Source organism: Marinobacterium sp. MBR-109 (assembly GCF_040547565.1).
GTDB lineage: Bacteria > Pseudomonadota > Gammaproteobacteria > Pseudomonadales > Balneatricaceae > Marinobacterium.
On the sequence record NZ_JBEPPZ010000005.1, the window covers coordinates 58,513 to 73,862 of the forward strand.

At 56.8% G+C, this 15,350-nt stretch carries 26 protein-coding genes and 2 other RNA genes; 2 read left to right on the top strand and 26 right to left on the bottom strand.

Features of this window, described 5'->3' with window-relative positions; all coding sequences use genetic code 11:
• Position 1: 1 nt before the first annotated feature.
• The 23 genes from ABIE60_RS08240 to ABIE60_RS08350 form a co-directional block, all read right to left on the bottom strand.
• Positions 2-313 (bottom strand): DUF2730 family protein, encoded by a 312-nt coding sequence (locus ABIE60_RS08240; protein WP_354468958.1) that lies wholly within the window; start codon positions 311-313, stop codon positions 2-4.
• Positions 306-539 (bottom strand): TraR/DksA C4-type zinc finger protein, encoded by a 234-nt coding sequence (locus tag ABIE60_RS08245; RefSeq protein WP_354468959.1) that lies wholly within the window; start codon positions 537-539, stop codon positions 306-308. Before ABIE60_RS08245 ends, ABIE60_RS08240 begins: the two co-directional genes overlap by 8 nt.
• Positions 532-1,125, bottom strand: coding sequence for a hypothetical protein (locus ABIE60_RS08250; RefSeq protein ID WP_354468960.1), 594 nt, complete (start codon positions 1,123-1,125; stop codon positions 532-534). The genes ABIE60_RS08245 and ABIE60_RS08250 overlap by 8 nt, the downstream gene beginning before the upstream one ends.
• On the bottom strand, positions 1,115-1,741 hold the full coding sequence (locus ABIE60_RS08255; RefSeq protein ID WP_354468961.1) for a transglycosylase SLT domain-containing protein: 627 nt from the start codon (positions 1,739-1,741) through the stop codon (positions 1,115-1,117). The genes ABIE60_RS08250 and ABIE60_RS08255 overlap by 11 nt, the downstream gene beginning before the upstream one ends.
• 1 nt (position 1,742) lies before the next feature.
• Entirely contained in the window at positions 1,743-2,072 is a 330-nt protein-coding gene (locus tag ABIE60_RS08260) for a putative holin (RefSeq protein ID WP_354468962.1), read from the bottom strand.
• A 97-nt stretch (positions 2,073-2,169) separates the two neighbouring features.
• Positions 2,170-2,523 (bottom strand): hypothetical protein, encoded by a 354-nt coding sequence (locus ABIE60_RS08265; protein ID WP_354468963.1) that lies wholly within the window; start codon positions 2,521-2,523, stop codon positions 2,170-2,172.
• 46 nt (positions 2,524-2,569) lie between these two features.
• Positions 2,570-2,992 carry a Mor transcription activator family protein gene (locus tag ABIE60_RS08270; RefSeq protein ID WP_354468964.1) on the bottom strand — a complete coding sequence of 141 codons (423 nt, stop codon included), beginning with the start codon at positions 2,990-2,992 and terminating at the stop codon, positions 2,570-2,572.
• Positions 2,982-3,704, bottom strand: coding sequence for a gp16 family protein (locus tag ABIE60_RS08275; protein ID WP_354468965.1), 723 nt, complete (start codon positions 3,702-3,704; stop codon positions 2,982-2,984). The genes ABIE60_RS08270 and ABIE60_RS08275 overlap by 11 nt, the downstream gene beginning before the upstream one ends.
• Positions 3,705-3,716: 12 nt before the next feature.
• Positions 3,717-3,787: hammerhead ribozyme type II (locus ABIE60_RS08280), an RNA gene on the bottom strand.
• The gene (locus tag ABIE60_RS08285; RefSeq protein WP_354468966.1) at positions 3,786-4,085 is read right to left on the bottom strand and encodes an HU family DNA-binding protein; all 300 of its coding nucleotides are present in this window, start codon (positions 4,083-4,085) and stop codon (positions 3,786-3,788) included. The genes ABIE60_RS08280 and ABIE60_RS08285 overlap by 2 nt, the downstream gene beginning before the upstream one ends.
• 12 nt (positions 4,086-4,097) lie before the next feature.
• Positions 4,098-4,173: hammerhead ribozyme type II (locus ABIE60_RS08290), an RNA gene on the bottom strand.
• Positions 4,172-4,606, bottom strand: coding sequence for a hypothetical protein (locus ABIE60_RS08295; RefSeq protein WP_354468967.1), 435 nt, complete (start codon positions 4,604-4,606; stop codon positions 4,172-4,174). The genes ABIE60_RS08290 and ABIE60_RS08295 overlap by 2 nt, the downstream gene beginning before the upstream one ends.
• A gap of 1 nt (position 4,607) precedes the next feature.
• Complete coding sequence (locus ABIE60_RS08300; RefSeq protein ID WP_354468968.1) at positions 4,608-4,781, bottom strand: hypothetical protein; 174 nt, start codon at positions 4,779-4,781, stop codon at positions 4,608-4,610.
• A complete protein-coding gene (locus ABIE60_RS08305) occupies positions 4,778-5,017 on the bottom strand; it encodes an HU family DNA-binding protein (protein WP_354468969.1) in 240 nt (79 codons plus the stop codon). The genes ABIE60_RS08300 and ABIE60_RS08305 overlap by 4 nt, the downstream gene beginning before the upstream one ends.
• 9 nt (positions 5,018-5,026) lie before the next feature.
• Positions 5,027-5,653 carry a DUF3164 family protein gene (locus ABIE60_RS08310; RefSeq protein WP_354468970.1) on the bottom strand — a complete coding sequence of 209 codons (627 nt, stop codon included), beginning with the start codon at positions 5,651-5,653 and terminating at the stop codon, positions 5,027-5,029.
• Positions 5,650-5,922 carry a hypothetical protein gene (locus ABIE60_RS08315; protein WP_354468971.1) on the bottom strand — a complete coding sequence of 91 codons (273 nt, stop codon included), beginning with the start codon at positions 5,920-5,922 and terminating at the stop codon, positions 5,650-5,652. Before ABIE60_RS08315 ends, ABIE60_RS08310 begins: the two co-directional genes overlap by 4 nt.
• Entirely contained in the window at positions 5,919-6,182 is a 264-nt protein-coding gene (locus tag ABIE60_RS08320; protein ID WP_354468972.1) for a hypothetical protein, read from the bottom strand. The genes ABIE60_RS08315 and ABIE60_RS08320 overlap by 4 nt, the downstream gene beginning before the upstream one ends.
• A complete protein-coding gene (locus ABIE60_RS08325; RefSeq protein ID WP_354468973.1) occupies positions 6,175-6,537 on the bottom strand; it encodes a hypothetical protein in 363 nt (120 codons plus the stop codon). Before ABIE60_RS08325 ends, ABIE60_RS08320 begins: the two co-directional genes overlap by 8 nt.
• A complete protein-coding gene (locus ABIE60_RS08330) occupies positions 6,534-7,160 on the bottom strand; it encodes an OTU domain-containing protein (protein ID WP_354468974.1) in 627 nt (208 codons plus the stop codon). Before ABIE60_RS08330 ends, ABIE60_RS08325 begins: the two co-directional genes overlap by 4 nt.
• Positions 7,157-7,897, bottom strand: coding sequence for an AAA family ATPase (locus ABIE60_RS08335; RefSeq protein WP_354468975.1), 741 nt, complete (start codon positions 7,895-7,897; stop codon positions 7,157-7,159). The genes ABIE60_RS08330 and ABIE60_RS08335 overlap by 4 nt, the downstream gene beginning before the upstream one ends.
• Before the next feature lie 29 nt (positions 7,898-7,926).
• Positions 7,927-10,023, bottom strand: a complete 2,097-nt coding sequence (locus tag ABIE60_RS08340; RefSeq protein ID WP_354468976.1) for a DNA-binding protein — start codon at positions 10,021-10,023, stop codon at positions 7,927-7,929.
• Positions 10,020-10,457 (bottom strand): hypothetical protein, encoded by a 438-nt coding sequence (locus ABIE60_RS08345; protein ID WP_354468977.1) that lies wholly within the window; start codon positions 10,455-10,457, stop codon positions 10,020-10,022. The genes ABIE60_RS08340 and ABIE60_RS08345 overlap by 4 nt, the downstream gene beginning before the upstream one ends.
• Positions 10,458-10,603: 146 nt before the next feature.
• The gene (locus ABIE60_RS08350) at positions 10,604-10,885 is read right to left on the bottom strand and encodes a helix-turn-helix domain-containing protein (RefSeq protein ID WP_354468978.1); all 282 of its coding nucleotides are present in this window, start codon (positions 10,883-10,885) and stop codon (positions 10,604-10,606) included.
• Between the two features lie 185 nt (positions 10,886-11,070).
• On the opposite strand from ABIE60_RS08350, the gene ABIE60_RS08355 reads away from it, so the two are divergent.
• Positions 11,071-12,009 carry an XRE family transcriptional regulator gene (locus ABIE60_RS08355; protein ID WP_354468980.1) on the top strand — a complete coding sequence of 313 codons (939 nt, stop codon included), beginning with the start codon at positions 11,071-11,073 and terminating at the stop codon, positions 12,007-12,009.
• A 240-nt stretch (positions 12,010-12,249) separates the two neighbouring features.
• On the opposite strand, the gene ABIE60_RS08360 is transcribed toward ABIE60_RS08355, so the two are convergent.
• On the bottom strand, positions 12,250-12,738 hold the full coding sequence (locus tag ABIE60_RS08360; RefSeq protein ID WP_354468981.1) for a PDC sensor domain-containing protein: 489 nt from the start codon (positions 12,736-12,738) through the stop codon (positions 12,250-12,252).
• Entirely contained in the window at positions 12,735-13,415 is a 681-nt protein-coding gene (locus tag ABIE60_RS08365) for a response regulator transcription factor (RefSeq protein WP_354468982.1), read from the bottom strand. The genes ABIE60_RS08360 and ABIE60_RS08365 overlap by 4 nt, the downstream gene beginning before the upstream one ends.
• A 103-nt stretch (positions 13,416-13,518) precedes the next feature.
• On the opposite strand from ABIE60_RS08365, the gene ABIE60_RS08370 reads away from it, so the two are divergent.
• Positions 13,519-13,848, top strand: a complete 330-nt coding sequence (locus ABIE60_RS08370) for an Hpt domain-containing protein (RefSeq protein ID WP_354468983.1) — start codon at positions 13,519-13,521, stop codon at positions 13,846-13,848.
• 3 nt (positions 13,849-13,851) lie between these two features.
• Here the strand turns inward: ABIE60_RS08370 and ABIE60_RS08375 are convergent, their stop codons facing one another.
• The gene (locus ABIE60_RS08375; protein WP_354468984.1) at positions 13,852-15,348 is read right to left on the bottom strand and encodes a GAF domain-containing protein; all 1,497 of its coding nucleotides are present in this window, start codon (positions 15,346-15,348) and stop codon (positions 13,852-13,854) included.
• Between the last annotated feature and the right edge of the window lie 2 nt (positions 15,349-15,350).

Below are 15,350 nucleotides of genomic sequence, written 5' to 3' on the forward strand. Positions count from 1 at the left end.
CTCAGGCCCCCTTGTTGTTCATCAGGTAATCGTGAACCCGGTCCACGGTGTTGGTAACGCGGTCGAGCTTGCTGTCCAGCCCGGCGAACTGGCTGCGCAGCTGGGCAATATCGTCGTGGGTCGGGCTGTGGCGCAGGTGTTCTTCTGCGGTGATCAAACGGCGTTCCAGCATCTCCTGACGGTCGGCCATCTGCTTGATCAGGTTGCGGTTGTCGCTGCGGCCGCGGTCGATCCAGACGAAGATCATCACGCCGATGGTGAAGATCCACTGGATCACGTCGAGCCAGAACTTCATTGCGTCGTAATCAGCCATGCCGCCCCCTGCGCTCGTGGATCTGCTGGCAACTGATACAGCGGGCGGCGTTAGGCTTGGCCTTCAGACGCGCAGGCTGTACCGGCTCGTCGCAGTCGATGCAGATCACCACCCCCGCCACCACCTGTTGCTCTGGCTCGGGGCGCAGGCCCGCCCGGTAGCGGGCTTCGGCCTCCTGCTGGTTTTGCAGCTCACGCGCCTGGGCGCGGTCGTAGATATCAGTCATGTCGCGTTCCTTGTGTCGCCTGCAGGTAATCAATCAGGCTGCTGAGCTGAGCTTCTATGGCCTGACAGCGGGCGCCGTATCCGGTGATGTGGTGGAGGATGTCGGGCTGTCGGATCGGGCTGAGCCCAAGGGGGTCAGCAGTGCCGGTGGTGCCGGCTTTTCCATCAGTTCCGGTGGCAGGATCAGATCGGGGCACTTGCACGGTTGGGGTGATGGCGGCGTTGTACAGCCCGACAAAGCCATGAGTGAAACGGCAATCAGGCAGAGGCTGCGCAGGCGCTTGGGGCTGTTCACGGTAGTGTGAGGTAACACGGTCGATCTCCTGCTCAAGTTCAGAGGCACGCTGGGTAATGCTGGCCTTCTCGGCACGCAGGCTGCGCACAGCGTCATCAGCTTCCGCCAGCTGGCGTTCGTACTCGGTGCGCAGCTGCTGTTCCTGATCGGCAAGCAGTTCGGCGGCGGCTTGGGTGCAGATCGCCTCTTCCCATGCCTGGCCGCGCTGCCAGCCAGACCAGTAACCAACACCCGCTGAAACCACGGCTGCCGTCAGGTACCAGGCAGCCGCTGTAGGCAAGTTAAAGTTCACGGCACACTTCCTCTCCCCAGCCAGCAGCGGCGTAACGCGGGGCCAGCTCCAGCAGGATGCGTTGGGGGTAGTGGCGGTTCTCGCGGAAGTTGGCTGCGGAACGGCCGGCATTGAAGCGCTCGGTATGCCCCCACCAGAGCCAACGGCTGTGGCCGTTCTCTGCCGCCAGTGTCTTGTCGCGCAGCACCCAGCCCAACCCGCCGTTATAGGCGGCCAGTGTCATGGCCCAGCGGTCGCAGTCGGTGTGGGCGCTCAGGCGGCTGTGCAGCCAGTGGTCATAACGCGCCAGTGCGCGAAAGGCCCAACGCGGGTTAAACGGCTGTGGGTTGCTGAGGCTGCGGTCGATATCCGGCATCCACTCGGCGGTGGCAGGCATGAACTGCGCCAGTCCTTGCGCCCCCACCGGGCTGATGGCGCGGGGGTTCCAGTAGCTTTCCTGATGTACCTGTGCGGCCATCACCGCCAGTGGTGCATCCAGCCCCCACACCTGACGCGCCTGCCGGGTGAGTTCCTGGCGGTATTGGCTGGCGGCATGAGGCAGTGGTGTGGCGTGCACCGCTGCAGCCCAAAGCCCCACCATCATCAGCGACAAGCGCAGGATCAGGACGCGTCCCATCTCAGGCTCCCAGCGAGATCGCAATGATGACGGCGGCCATGATAATGGCGCGGCGGATAGTGGCGACTGAGGCATTAGCGGAACAGTCATCGGCTGTGACTCGATCGCCTTGATGCCGAGCCAGATCTGACTGCTGCAGCAACTCATGCGGGCGCAGGTAGTGGTATACCGTTCGATCAATCCAGTACCCCAGCACGGCGGCCAGTGTGACCAGCGACAGCTTGTAGAGGGTGACACTCACCAGGTGCGGTGCCAGCAAGGCGATCGCAGCTGTGAGGATCAGGGTGATGACGGCAAATGAGGTAAGGCGTGGTGCGCGAAGTGTGGACATAAAAAATCCCCGGATTCTGTGGCTTGGGTGTTGTGCCTACAGAATGCCGGGGATGGGTTGGGGGCTGGGATTAAACTGTTTTATACAATTGCGCGGGTTATTTGTCTCCATCCACAATTTTCCGGTTCGCTTCATCCTGCATAGATTGACTGATTATTGCGCCGCCCCCTGCGAGAATGCCGAAAATCGCTCCAATCCAGAGCCAAGTAGGTGCGCCTTTGTAAGCCAGATATGCCAGCAAAATGGCACCAAAAACAAAAGTAAATTTCAGTGCGCCATTGATAACCATCTGTGACTGAGGAATATTTTCCGGGCTGTTTTTCTGCACACTCTCATCTGTAGCAGACTTGGCAGCTTGGACTTTATTCACAAGCAGTGCCCCGCATCCAGAACATCGAGTTGCCATCGGGGAGTTAGCAGCCCCACATTCGGCGCATAGTTTTTTACTCATCGCTTACACCTCATTGTGATCGATTAAGGTCCATTGACTCTTGATCCTAGCAAAACAAGCTCGGTTGTACCCGTGCACGTTCAATCTCCCCCTGCCGCTTCACGATTTCGTAAATACGTTGCACTGTCAGTCCGTAGCGTTTGCCCAGTTCATCATGGTTGCGACCGTTAAACTCACGGTAGATCTGACGGTCTCTAACGGCTTGCTTCAACCGATCACCTTTGGGCATGTAGTACATACGACCGCCACCATAGTTGGCCTGTGCCAGCAGCAGCGACAGGGCTATCCGGTGAGCGTCTTCGTCAGTAATGCCCAGCCGCTTCAGCTCGCTGTCGTAGATATCACACAGCGCAGCCAGATCCTTGGGCCACTTCTCGCGCACCTCAGCCGGTACGCTTTCGAGGTGGTCCAGCAGTTCTTCGCTGTAGCTGTCATCGCCCAGCAGATCTTGCTGTTGTTCAGTCGCCACGGTTCAGCTCCTCACGGTTGGTGCAGTAGTCTGCGTGGTTCTCGATCTGTAGCCGCTCTTCAAATTCGGGCCACCACATGATGCGGTGCTCCGCCAACAGCTGGCGGACCAGATCAGCTACATTGCGGCCTTCCTGCAGGGATCGAATCAGCGCAAAGTCTTCAGCCCGCCACTCGCGCTGGATGCGCTTGTTCCATTGCTTGAGATCTTCCAGCACCTGGCCGGCCAGTTTGTGATCACGCTCCAGCCATTCCAGAGAGTCGACGCCGATGCCGCCATTACGGCGGGAGCTGGCTCGCTTGGCCCAGTGGGTCAGAGCCAGCTCGGAGCCATCGCGCACGATGCCGGCCTTGTGCATTTCGATCCAGATGGCGCGCATGACGTCGATAATCTGGCCCTGTGATTTGGGGCTGTAGTAGCTGTTTCGAGTAGAGGACTGCGCCCCTTCAGGCTTACCACTTGCCGCATCATCTTTACCAAAACGAGCAGAATGTTTACCAATCTGACAAGAATGTTTACCACGGCGCTTGAAGCCCGCCTTTTCCAGTGCATGGATAACCTGGTAAAGCTCACCGATCGCCATATCTGAACAGCTGCGCTTGCCGGTCACATCGACCAGCATCTGGCGGTAGAGATCATCGTCCAGACCCAGCTGCTTTTTGGCGATGTGGATCTGGGCCAGAGCGGCTTTGCGGTTATCGTGCTTTTTCATGGTGTCTCCGGTTTATGGCTGCTCATCAGTACCCAGCCACCACGCTGGGTAGACCTGCCCGTGTGAACGGACAGGTTTCGCTTACTGCTTAGGGTTCAGGCTGTCTTTCAGTACCTTGGATGCTGAGAATCGCAGGCCCTTGTGGGCAGCAATTGTCATAGGCTCCCCCGTTGCGGGGTTGCGGCCTTCACGGGCCTTGCGATCGCTCACACTGAACTTGCCCACGCCGTGGAAGATGAATTCGCCATTCTCGGCCAAGCTCTTGCGGCACACCTGTGCAAAGGCATCCAGAAAGGCGTTTACATCGGCTTTGCTGACAGCTCGGTCGTATTCGATTTTCATAGCCTGGGTCATGGCGTCTACCTGGTCAGATTTGCGCATTAGGTTTCTCCTTGTTGGCTGCTCATCAGTACCGGGCAACCACGCCCGGTAGACCTGCTGAAGCCGATAGGCCCAGCAGGTTTCGCTTATGCTGTTTCAGCTACGTAGCCGATACTGACCAGCTCTATCTCCTTGTTTTTCTGCAGGACTCGGCGCATGGATGCAGACGTCTTGAAGTAGGGCATCCAGAAATGCAGCTTTTTGTCCATGTCTGGAAAGGTCTTCTTCACCAAGCGCTTACCCAAGTTTTTGATGATGCGTGCCTGCTCGCTGGGCTTGTACACAGACCTGGTGCTCTGACGCCACACACGCTTAACAAACGGCTCAAAATGATCGCTGCCTTCCCAGCCCCAACCAGGATTGATCGTGCCATCGATATACACCAAGATGGCGAGCTGGTTCTCAGTAATTAAGCGCTTTTCCAGGCTGAGCTGTCGGCCTTCAAGTTTCAGCACTACCCGCCCCATGGAGCCCTTCATCTCCTGTTCGATTGCGCTCCACTGTTCTTTTGTAATTGCCATATCACACCTCGTCTGGTCGTGAGTGAATCAGGCCCATCATCCAGCGGATGGCGTCGCAAACACCTTCTTCGTAGGTACCGCTTTCGTGGTCGGTGGTGCCGCCGTCCACATGCTCTTCACTCCAGGCAAGCAGTTCATGGACTTCGCTTTCAGTCACTGGCAGTTGAATGTTCATGGGTTCAGTGCCTCCCGCACGTTGTTGTGTTGACGAAACCGGATGCCGTTGCTGCCATCCTTACGCGGTGCCATGTCGAACAGGCCGAAGCCTTGCAGCTCGACAGCACGCCCCTGGCGTATTTCAACCAGGATGCTGCTGCCCATGGCTTGAATGGCCGAGTTGGCCTGTTGCTCTGTCAGTTGGGCCAAGAACGACACCTGCCGGGCTAACTGTTCAGTCGTGGTCATTTTCATGGCGGCACCTCAGAGCTTGGCCAGATCCAGTGGGATAGCGCGCCACTGGTCAGACTGACCCACACGCTCATACAGGCGGATGTAGGTCTGGCTGCCGGTAATCTGGATGCTGTCGGCAATGGCGGTCATGGCCTGATTCCATTGCTCATCGTCGATCGACAGGCGGCGCAGACCCAGCACACGGCCGGTGCTGATGTTGCCTTCCTTGTCGACCTGAAAGGCATGTTCCACCAGCGCACGGATTTCAGCGGCACTGCCCTGGGCCCAACGGTGAATGCACTGATCGATCAGGGCCTTGGCGGCCTGCAGGCGCTCGTCAAAGCTGATGCTTTCTTGAATGGCACGCTGCAGCTTGTAGCGGCCATCAAAGCTGACCAGAGTAACGTTGCCCTTCTTGCCCCCGATCTGGACGCCATACTTCTCGGCAGACAGGTCGATAAAGGCTTCCACATCGCCCAGGGTGTTCATCTTGAAGTCACGCATGGCCTGCTGCAGTTCCTGCGCTTTGCGGGCGATTTCATTCACCAGTTCATGGCGCACCATATCGATATCGCTGATGGTCTCAACTGGCACCCAACGGCCCTTACTATCCTTCATGCAACCCTCGGGAATGTGTTGCTGTACGGCATGGTTCATGCGGCATCTCCTGTCTGTTCCAATTCGTGTTCCGGTACCGGCCAGCCAACCAGCTCGCGCCAGTCGCCGGTATGGTTCTCAACAACGCGGGTTAATATGGCGCGGGTGGTGCGGCCGTTGTCGTAGCGTTCCAGGTTGCGGTTGAGGTACTCCTCGTTCACGATCAGGGCCCGGCGCGGGTCGGTGGTGTCCGGCTCGCTGCCTACGCCCCAAAACACCAGCTGCTGTTGCATGCGGGTCTGGGCCAGATTGATGATGTGGTAACTCACGTGCGTTCCTCCCATGTCACCAGGCAGCCGGATACGTCTGCCACGCGTTCGGTATAGCGGCGGCCATCGTTGACCAGCCGGCGGCGGTAGCCCGGATGCAGCTGGTTGCAGCCTGCTCCGGGGATAATCTGGATGCGGGGGCGTTCGCCGATCCCGCTGATGTTCAAAACGGTCAGGCCCAGTGCCTGCAGGGTGCGCATGGCAAGGCTGGCTTTGGCCATGTGCTCGCTAACGGTTTGGTTTTGCAGGTTCTTATCCATGACGGGACTTCCCACATTCAGGGTTACGGGGGCAGCTGCGGCAGGCGCGAAACAGACGAATCCGCATCTGATTGCTGCCGACAAAAGGTTTGTTGCGCTCTGTTTGGCACTGATCGCCGGTAATGGCACCCAACACCGGACACTCAACCAGCGAGGACCAGGCCATAATGGCCTGCGCCATTTTGTCGGTGCTGGCCGGGTACTTGTTGGCCAACAAGGTGCTGACGCTCGCCCGGTTAATCCCCAGGCGACGCGCTGCAGCAGCATTACTGCCTGATTCTTTCACCAGGTTGGCCAGCACTCGGATAAACTCGGGCGGGTTATCGCCCCAGGCGCTGATATCGACGGTATTCACAGCATTTCCTCCGGTTCATCAGCGTGCATGACTTTGTTCCAGTTGGGGTCGTACACCACCCCCACCCGTTGGATCTGGGGTGGGCGTGGGCCGCTGTTCATGTGGGGAATGAGTTGAATAACTTCCAACTTGCCCCGGTGGCGGTTACAGGGCTGTACCACTTGCAGGTAACCAGCTCGCTTCAGTGCTTTAACGTAACGGCGGGCGGTAGTCTCTTTGACTTCAAAGCCAGAGCTGGATGCGTGCATAGCCAGCTGTCGAGCATCCATCGCTCCTAACATGCGCAGGCAGCGCCACATGGACTCTTGCCCCATACCTTGGGTGACAGGTTGCCCATCGCGGGTCAGCCTTGGCGCCTCTATGCCGGTGTCACGGACCAGCTGATAATCAGCAAATTCGAACTTCTCGGCGGTCAACTTGACCACATAGCCGCCTTTCTCAAGGCACTGGAGGTAAGTCTTCACGGTTTCATCCTCCGCTTCGGCTCGTCGCGCAATGGTGTAGATCTGGAACCGCTCACGGTGCAGCCGGATCTGTTCCCAAACTCGTTGACGGGCAGGTTTGCCGCCTACGAGCTCCATTTGCACAGGCTTTCGGTGTGTTTTCTGCTGCGCTGCTGTCATGCGAGCCTCCGCTTCGGCGCTTCACCGGTATACAGCTCACGACGTCCCCAGGAGTGTCGATCGAAGTAGTCGACTCCGGCCTGACCTGCCGTGTCATGGATCAATTCCAAATTGACGGCTACTCGGCGAACACTTCCGCCCGAGATCTCCACCAGGTGCTGCAACAGGTCATCCGCCAGTTCCATTTCAGGGGCGTACAAGGGGGATAGTTTGCGCGCATCCTCCAGCGTGACCGGTTGCGCCGGTACCCAGCTCAATATGCGACCGTGGAAGCGCTCCCACTTTTTCAGTTTGTTGGGCAGCTGTTCCTCGCCAATCAGCAGGATCGCGGCCTGGCTGGTCTCGTAGAGGTCACGGATCAACTCGACCAGGTTCTTTTCCACCAGGTGGTCCATCTCATCGACGATCAGGGGGCGACCGCTAACGGCCAGCTCAGCCGCTGCTTGGTCCAGCATCTCCGGGATGGTCTTCGCCGGCTGCATCCCCATTTCATGCAGGATGGCCGTCAGCGTGTGCTTCTTGGTCCACACACTCTTGGCCTGGACGTAGTAGGCCCGGCGGCGGCAGGCCACATGGGTAGCAGCCACCGACTTGCCAAAGCCGCTGGGGCCAAACATGCAGACCATGCCAGGCAGGCTACCGGTGCGATCCAGTGCCCGCTCCAGGGCGATATCACACAAACCAAGGTTTGCGGTGTCGGCAACGCCGTTGACGGGTTGGGTGTTGTCATTCATCATTTCTCAGTCACTCCTCGTGATATCGGGGGTCAGCGGATTGCAGCCGCTGGTCCCCACTCCTCAAGTTCTTCTTCTCGACGTTTAAATGAGCGGTATTCAGCCGTTTTGGCGTAGGTTTTGAACCAGCGCTGATCACCTGCGGGGATCTCCCGTTTACCCTGTGCATAAGCAGAGTGAAGGGCATATCGCTCTGTTGGGCTCATGGCTTCAAATCGGCTCAAGGGCTCAGCACTGACAAGCTCTGGCTGGGCACGCTTCTTCAGCTGATGCTGGATCAGCTCTCCGTTTATGCTGCCCAAAGCGCCCAGGCTGATGCTCTCGTCATGCTCCAGCAGCGGACGGCCACGGCGCTCCTCTTCGATCTCCTGTCGTTTGCTCTCGATACGTTGCAGTCGGCCTTCGTAGCGTTTCTCTCGGGCCTGCTCGATAACGCTCATCGGCATGTAATCGGTGCGGTTGGCGTTCCACTCGGCACGGCAGATCAGGCGGTCATGTTCCAGATCGAATACCCAGATGTGTTCGGCGTTGTTGAGGTCGTAGGCCACAGCCACGTCTTCGCCGTGCCACTCGGTCAGCTCTTGGCTGAAATAGATGTTGTTGAACACTCGAATCTCGCCACGCAGCGCCTTGCGGATCACGCGCGGGCGGAAGATCTGAGCCGCTTCATCGCCGGTCAGTGTCATCGGTACCCACCCGTTATCCAGGTGCTGCTGCCACACTTCGTTCGGTGAGGCATGACGGCGTTTGCCGCTGGCATCCGTCAGCTTCGGCAGGCTGGAATGGGGCCGGTCGTTGTACCAGTCCATGCGAGCGTGTACCCAGTCCATGAAGTCTTCCCAAGGCATCAGGGTCTGACGACCACCTTTCATGGCTTGGCGACTCAGTTTGAACTGCTGGTGGCGGGCTTCCCGGTCCATGTCGGCTCCCATGTAACCGGCCAGACTCTTGGCGCCGTCGACCCACAACGTCTGGTGGATGCGTTCAATCGCACCGCGAGCCTGCGAGTTGTAGGGCAGCGAGTGGGTCATGGTGCTACCCAGACGTGCCATCACGCCGACTGCTTCATCCTTCAGCATGGCGTTGCAGTAACCGGAGCCGTTATCGACATAGATCACCGCCGGTACCGCTTTGCCGCAGGAGTCGATCAAGGCATCCAGTACCGCTATGCCGCTCTCGGCCAGCGCGACCGATACGCCCACAGCCTTGCGGGTTGCGATATCGATCCAGGTGGTGACCTCTGGCCGGAAAGGACGGCCATGCAGGGGGTGCTGCACCTCGGCATCGAAGGTGTGACCGTCTGCGCTGTAAATGTCCCCCGGCAGTAGCTGACTGAAGTCACGGCGGACAAAGGGCATGACGTTCTTCAGCTCTCGGGCACCCATACGACCGTGCTGTTGGGCAACCCGCCCCATCTTGCCGATGAAACGGCGCACTGCATGAATGCTGGGTGCGTCCTCTTCGCTATCCCATTTCGATAGGAACTCACGATAGGCATGCTGTACCGACGGCTTTTCAGGCCGTTGCCAGCACATCAGGAAGTCATTGGCCCAGGGCGGTGGTGCCATGTCCTTTTCCCGCTTCTTGGGCGCCAGCTCTTTCACATCCTTGCCCAGGTAGCGCTTAAGGCTGCGAACGCTGGGGTATGGTGTGCCGTTGCTGCGGCCACGGCTGTCCTTTGCCATCTGCAGGGCTTTGTCCAGCACTGGGTTCAACGCCTGCAGCTGGCCGGTTTCGGCCTGTGTCAAAAGAGTCGTGAGCGCGGCCGTTTGGGTAACACCTTGGCTGCACATCTCATTGATGGCGTTGATGATGGTGGCGCGGGCATCAGCAGCAGCACGCTGGCGGTGCGTCATCGGTACGTTCGATAGCGTTGCGGTCACAGGTGCCAGCTGGCGTGGCGACTCGCAGATACGCGTTAACATCTCGCCTGCAATCTGAGCCTCTAACGCCTTGCGCGCTTCATAGGGCAGGTTGCTGATGTGGTATTCATAGCCGCCGCCCTGCCCCATCCGCTGTTGAGCTTCCCAGTTCTCACGCTTGGCCAACTTGCTCAAGCCCTGAACTGTTGTTGGCAAGCCAGGCAGCTTGGCTACAGCAAGCCCTCTGAGGGTGAAGTACATCTTCATGCATCACCTCCCAGAAGCTCCGGCTGACGGAATTTTTCAACGTTACCGCGCTGATGTGCGAGGTCTTCAATCAAAGCCGTCAGGGCTGAAATGGTCTGTCCAGCTTCCACCTCGCCTTCATAGAACTTAAACAGCTCATTGATGGCTGTATTCGCAGCGACGTTCAGCTCATTGAGTTCACGGTGCTCCGGCTTTCGCCCCAGTGGCATTCTCACCAGCAGGTGTTCGTCACTGTGGGCCAAATAACGCGTTACGTAGTTGATTCCACATGCATGCTCAAACGCACGAATCTGAACTGCAGGCATGCGTCCGGTCGCCAACCACTTGTACAAGGTGTTGTGGCTGGCCTCTCCCATCAGTTCGGCGAGCTGCTCTACTGAGCGATTCAGCACATGCTGGGCATGATGGACACACAGCTCCATCGCATGAGTCATGCTGGTTGCCTGCAACTGTTTCCAATTTCGCCTACGGTTCTGTGCCATAACATTCATACCTTCTTCCAAACAAATACTGTCTCTGCCTCTGTTTGTTTCTTCACCTCAGCTCTAGGCTGAAATAAAAAAGGAGGCACGATATGAAGTCAGGCAGCGCGGGTCCGTTTGACAGGAGGAGTTCTGAAGTCCACCTTCTTCTTCTCATAGCGCGAGGGCCAGATATCCTCTGGGCGCAAACCGAGAAAATCTGCAATAATGCGCTCGATCTTTGGATAAGATGTCTTCATCGCATTAGAGAAGGGTGTAGCGCTGGCATAACCATGGTGGCGGGCAAGCTCAGCCATAGTTGTGCCTTTTTTGATGATGGCAGCCCGGATGTCAGCCGGGTGCCAGTCATGCTTCTTATGGGCAGCATTGTTGTTGCTCATTTTTTTGCTCCTGATATGTGAAGTCTTTCTGAGGTGCATATCTGCGCCATCCGTGAGAGCAATATAGCTCAGATATTCTTCACATTTCAAGAGTTTGTTCTAGTTTAAAGTTCATATTATCGGCCATTTGCCGCATATGCTCTTTAAGCCGTTGTTCTAAAAAGACTATTTGCGCGGTTAGAGATATGAATGAAAGAGTAAACTCTGTTGCAAGTTCTCAGGAAGAACTTGCAACCCGCATCAAGACAGTGGTGAACCTGTACGGATCAAGAAAATCTGCAGCAGAGGCTGCAGGGGTTTCAACAGACATGCTTTCACGCTACATGCGCGGAGAGAGCCAACCAGGCTTCGTAGTGATCTCTAATCTGTGTCGACCTGTGGGCGTTAGTTTGGCGTGGGTTGCTGATGGTCAAGGCACCATGCGTTTGAATGCCCTGAGTGATACAGAGAAGCAGCGAGAAGACATCTATCTGGAACGCACAGGTGACAATGAAGCTGCAGAACGTAATGAAGCGCGCTTCCAGGAGGTTGGGGAGCGGGTCAGGAACGCGGGATTAGTTGCACAAAGGGCTGCAAATAGTAATGGGCTGAATTCATTCGACCAAGAGTTGATACGCACTGTAGCCTTTGCAATGCCTGAGGATCAGGACTTCGTCGCGTCACTTATCGAGCGCCTTAGTTCTGATGGTGATGCATATGAACTGAGCCAAGAGTTTGCCTTGATCCCTGGCTACAGCATCCAAGTGGCGGCGGGTGTGGGTTATTTACCAGGGAATGAGAAACCATCCAGGAAGCTGGCATTCCGCCGCAAGTGGCTGCGGTTCCGGGGCCTAAACGAAAAGGACCTGGTTCTGGTATTTGCCAAGGGCGACTCCATGGAGCCGACGATCAGCGATAACAACACGCTGATGATCGACACCAGCCAGCGTGAACTGACAGACGGCTCTATCTATGTGATTCGTACGGATCATCACCTGATTGTGAAACGTGTGCAGACGCTCTGGAACAAAGGCATCCTGCTGCTCAGCGATAACAAAGAGTATAAGGAGCAGCTCGTCGAACCGAGCGAGGCGGACGACCTGGAAGTGATTGGGCGGGTTGTTTGGATCGGGAAGGACGTCTAACGGGCAGGATGCCCAAGAATCGCATTTCAATTGGTGGGGCGCACTTTACGCTTATATTATGCCAATAAACGCGCTACATCTGATCACTGGCGTTAGCGTTGCGCTAAATCGATCCACTCGCTAACATGTCACTGAAAATCCTCAGACCCTCCAAAGCCCCCGTTGCCTCTAGCCTGCGGCCCATAATCTCCCATAATTAATCGGAATATCCCGCTTACCCTTCCAGGGACAATTACCCCACTAGATCACATCCACGCCTTGATGGGCACGAGGCGCCTGGTAATAGTCGCGATCACTGTAATTTTCGCCAATAATGGCTGCTCGGCTGCTGGCAACCATCACTCCATCACGGTCGACAATGCCCAGGGTTCTGACACCCGGCATGATGCTCAGCTTGGCCACCAGGTTCTGAGTCGAAACATGTTGCACCCCGATACCTGACTTAACGCTCAAAACCTGGGGTGCCAAATTCTCGCGCATATCCATCAATACGTTATGAACAGCGGTGAGCTGATACTCGATATTGTGCCGCATGGCTTCGGCCTGATCGCTCAGGCGTTGTTGCTCATTGGCCCAGATGCGGGTATGGGTGGTGTAAAAATGGAACAGCAGAATCAACCCGATCAGCAGCAGCCCGCCAATCAGCAGCGCCCACTGCGGGTACGGGTTGAAACCTTGTGAAGCATAAGAGTTGGAAGACCGGCCGGCTGAATCCTGCGCGTACGTCATTCAGCCACTTTCTCAAACACATAGCCCTGACCGTAACGGCTGGATATTCTGGCAGGCGTTGGTTCCAGCGCCTGCAGTTTTTTTCGCAACCGGCTGATAATAAGGTCCAGCGCCCTGCCATCGTCCGCTCTGGAGGCATCACCCCAAAGGCTATCGGCAAGATCTTCCCGGTTAAGCAGCGTCCCTTCATTCTGAATAAACAGTTGCATGAGCTTGGCCTCGCTGCCGGTCAGGTTCTGCTTCTGCTCACCAAAACACAGCACGTTATCAAATGTGCTGATAATCAGGCTGGAAACAGGGTTAAGTGCCTTATCGTAGCGGCGCAGTACGGCCTGCACCCGTGCCAGAAGCACCGTTTCACTCACGGGTTTGGTGATAAAGTCATCGGCACCAGCATTCAGCGCCTGGGCAAGATCCTGATCCCGTTTTTTACCTGTCAGAAAAATTACGGGAATATCACTGCTGTTGGTGATCGCATGCATGGTTTCAAGGCCGTTTCGGCCAGGCAGCATCCAGTCCATCAATACCAGGTCAAAATGCTGGCGTCCTAGAATACGGGCTTCGATCAGCAGATCACCGGTGACAAATAACGTAACGTCATAGCCCTGCCGGCTCAGCCAAAGTGCAAACAGGCGGGCCTGATCCATATCATCTTCTACGATTGCAACCCTGAGCATTGTTCGACTACTGTACGTTATGTGTTGTTTCATCTCTTTACCACACTAGCACCAGGGGCATATTGGATACAACGAGCAGCCTATGGCAATTCCGGAGAGATTGATGCTCGACAATTTTGCACAGCTGCAGCAAGCCTTTCTAAGTGGACTACCCAACCGGCTGGAACGCATCAATGAGCTGACGGCTTCCTGTATCGATCACGGCGATGCCTTTCAGGCACACAACATGGAACTGCTGCACCGCGAGCTACATAAGCTTTCAGGCGCTGCTGCCTGTTATCAGTGTCATGACCTCCACAATGCAGCACAGGCGTGTGAGTCATGGCTTGAGACCCGAATAACTCATGATACCCCGTTGGCTGAACACACCTCCTTTCAGTTCCTGGAAAAGCTCGAAAACCTTAAAAAAATGTGTGTAGCGGCGTCTGCCTGATCTTCATTCGGCATCTGTTTCGATTGCAGCATCACAGGGCAGCGCGCCTTCAAATCGCTGCAGTTCATCTCTCAGACGCAACAGTTTCAGGCGGGTCGTACCACCCCAGGCACGACTGTATCCCAGCCTTTTTTCCACCCATTTGGCAAACGAGCGCCGCGGCGCTATGCCCAGTACACCGTCATGGTGCTCCACTGGCTTGTCTGGATTGCCTCCCCATGAAACATCTTCCACCTGCTCTGATCGCAGCAGGTAAAGCCGGGAAGCGGCAGTCTCTCCCTTACGTCGAAACCTCAAACCTGCAGCCCCGGCAATCGAGGTCAACACATCGGCAGAAAGCGTGTTCCTCAAGTGATCTTCGATGAATACCAGCTCCTGGCAGTGCCTGCTGAACCACTCATCGAGCTGCCTGATCAGCTCCTGTTCAACGGCCACGCCTGCGGCTGTAACCTGACCATTCTGGCACCACACCAGCGCGTCGGCTTCAAACTCGCGCAACAGCCAATGGCTCAGATACTGCCATGCTTCGGCATCGCCGGCCTGATGCTCCAGCTCACGCCGGATTGTCCGCGTAATCTCATCCACGAGGCGCACACGGGTACGTGACCTGAAATCACGCAGCAGCATGTTGTAGCTGCGCACCGCTTCATGAACGGCTTTCAGCCGTGCGAGGGGCAGGGCTCCGGGCAAAGAGCTGTGACAGGCGATCAACGCCTCCAGCTCCTGCCCCGTGGTGACGGGCAGGGAGAAGGACGCCCTGTCGCCCATATTCTGCATGTAGACCGCATGGACCGGCGACACACTGCGCAGATCACACCAGGTCAGGTTTGTACGGCCCTCACCCTGCAGCGGTACGGATTCGGCTGCTGCGTCCGAGATCACACGCCATGGGTTTTGAAGATAAATGCTGCGGGCTATTTGCGGGATATCACTGGCGGGAAAACGCAGTCCAAGGTAGCTGCCGTGACAACGTTCATCACAGGTTTCCGCGACCACCTCGCCATCACCACCTTCAAGAAACTGGTAGTACATCACCCGCTCAAAACCGGTTACCTCGGCCACCCAGGCGGTCAAATCCCTGCGCAGCTGCTGCAGCTGCTCCGTATCGACAATGGATTTCATTTCGGGAGGGGTTATCCAGGCGGGTGTGAACCGCGATGTGTCTGCCGGCAGGAACTCAAGCATGACCCGGTGATCTTCACCACGGCTGATCACCAGATCCAACAGCCCCGCTTCAGGTTCAATAGCCGCCTCAACATACAGTCGGCTGCCGGGTGTTTCAGACAGGCTCCTGATGGCGGGGATCTGTTTTTCCCGCTGCAACAGCCTTTGCATATCCGCCGGCGCCATCCCCGTCAGGTGTTTGAAGTTGGCTGACCAGTGGGTTGGTTCCAGGGCCGCATTCAACACCAGCAACGCACCGGAGCACTGTATGGCACCACTGGCGTGCAACTGCTCTTTTTCACAATCAGCCAGAAAACCTCGGTTGCTTTGCTCCATGG

Bases quoted from the DNA above. Each gene is read 5' to 3' on its own strand.
- ABIE60_RS08295 (WP_354468967.1), bottom strand. From the start codon at position 4,606: ATGGCAATTACAAAAGAACAGTGGAGCGCAATCGAACAGGAGATGAAG.
- ABIE60_RS08240 (WP_354468958.1), bottom strand. From the start codon at position 313: ATGGCTGATTACGACGCAATGAAGTTCTGGCTCGACGTGATCCAGTGG.
- ABIE60_RS08305 (WP_354468969.1), bottom strand. From the start codon at position 5,017: ATGAAAATGACCACGACTGAACAGTTAGCCCGGCAGGTGTCGTTCTTG.
- ABIE60_RS08365 (WP_354468982.1), bottom strand. From the start codon at position 13,415: ATGCTCAGGGTTGCAATCGTAGAAGATGATATGGATCAGGCCCGCCTG.
- ABIE60_RS08370 (WP_354468983.1), top strand. From the start codon at position 13,519: ATGCTCGACAATTTTGCACAGCTGCAGCAAGCCTTTCTAAGTGGACTA.
- ABIE60_RS08340 (WP_354468976.1), bottom strand. From the start codon at position 10,023: ATGAAGATGTACTTCACCCTCAGAGGGCTTGCTGTAGCCAAGCTGCCT.
- ABIE60_RS08330 (WP_354468974.1), bottom strand. From the start codon at position 7,160: ATGACAGCAGCGCAGCAGAAAACACACCGAAAGCCTGTGCAAATGGAG.
- ABIE60_RS08335 (WP_354468975.1), bottom strand. From the start codon at position 7,897: ATGATGAATGACAACACCCAACCCGTCAACGGCGTTGCCGACACCGCA.
- ABIE60_RS08285 (WP_354468966.1), bottom strand. From the start codon at position 4,085: ATGCGCAAATCTGACCAGGTAGACGCCATGACCCAGGCTATGAAAATC.
- ABIE60_RS08245 (WP_354468959.1), bottom strand. From the start codon at position 539: ATGACTGATATCTACGACCGCGCCCAGGCGCGTGAGCTGCAAAACCAG.
- ABIE60_RS08355 (WP_354468980.1), top strand. From the start codon at position 11,071: ATGAATGAAAGAGTAAACTCTGTTGCAAGTTCTCAGGAAGAACTTGCA.
- ABIE60_RS08360 (WP_354468981.1), bottom strand. From the start codon at position 12,738: ATGACGTACGCGCAGGATTCAGCCGGCCGGTCTTCCAACTCTTATGCT.
- ABIE60_RS08275 (WP_354468965.1), bottom strand. From the start codon at position 3,704: ATGAAAAAGCACGATAACCGCAAAGCCGCTCTGGCCCAGATCCACATC.
- ABIE60_RS08300 (WP_354468968.1), bottom strand. From the start codon at position 4,781: ATGAACATTCAACTGCCAGTGACTGAAAGCGAAGTCCATGAACTGCTT.
- ABIE60_RS08375 (WP_354468984.1), bottom strand. From the start codon at position 15,348: ATGGAGCAAAGCAACCGAGGTTTTCTGGCTGATTGTGAAAAAGAGCAG.
- ABIE60_RS08310 (WP_354468970.1), bottom strand. From the start codon at position 5,653: ATGAACCATGCCGTACAGCAACACATTCCCGAGGGTTGCATGAAGGAT.
- ABIE60_RS08350 (WP_354468978.1), bottom strand. From the start codon at position 10,885: ATGAGCAACAACAATGCTGCCCATAAGAAGCATGACTGGCACCCGGCT.
- ABIE60_RS08345 (WP_354468977.1), bottom strand. From the start codon at position 10,457: ATGACTCATGCGATGGAGCTGTGTGTCCATCATGCCCAGCATGTGCTG.
- ABIE60_RS08255 (WP_354468961.1), bottom strand. From the start codon at position 1,741: ATGGGACGCGTCCTGATCCTGCGCTTGTCGCTGATGATGGTGGGGCTT.
- ABIE60_RS08320 (WP_354468972.1), bottom strand. From the start codon at position 6,182: ATGGATAAGAACCTGCAAAACCAAACCGTTAGCGAGCACATGGCCAAA.
- ABIE60_RS08265 (WP_354468963.1), bottom strand. From the start codon at position 2,523: ATGAGTAAAAAACTATGCGCCGAATGTGGGGCTGCTAACTCCCCGATG.
- ABIE60_RS08260 (WP_354468962.1), bottom strand. From the start codon at position 2,072: ATGTCCACACTTCGCGCACCACGCCTTACCTCATTTGCCGTCATCACC.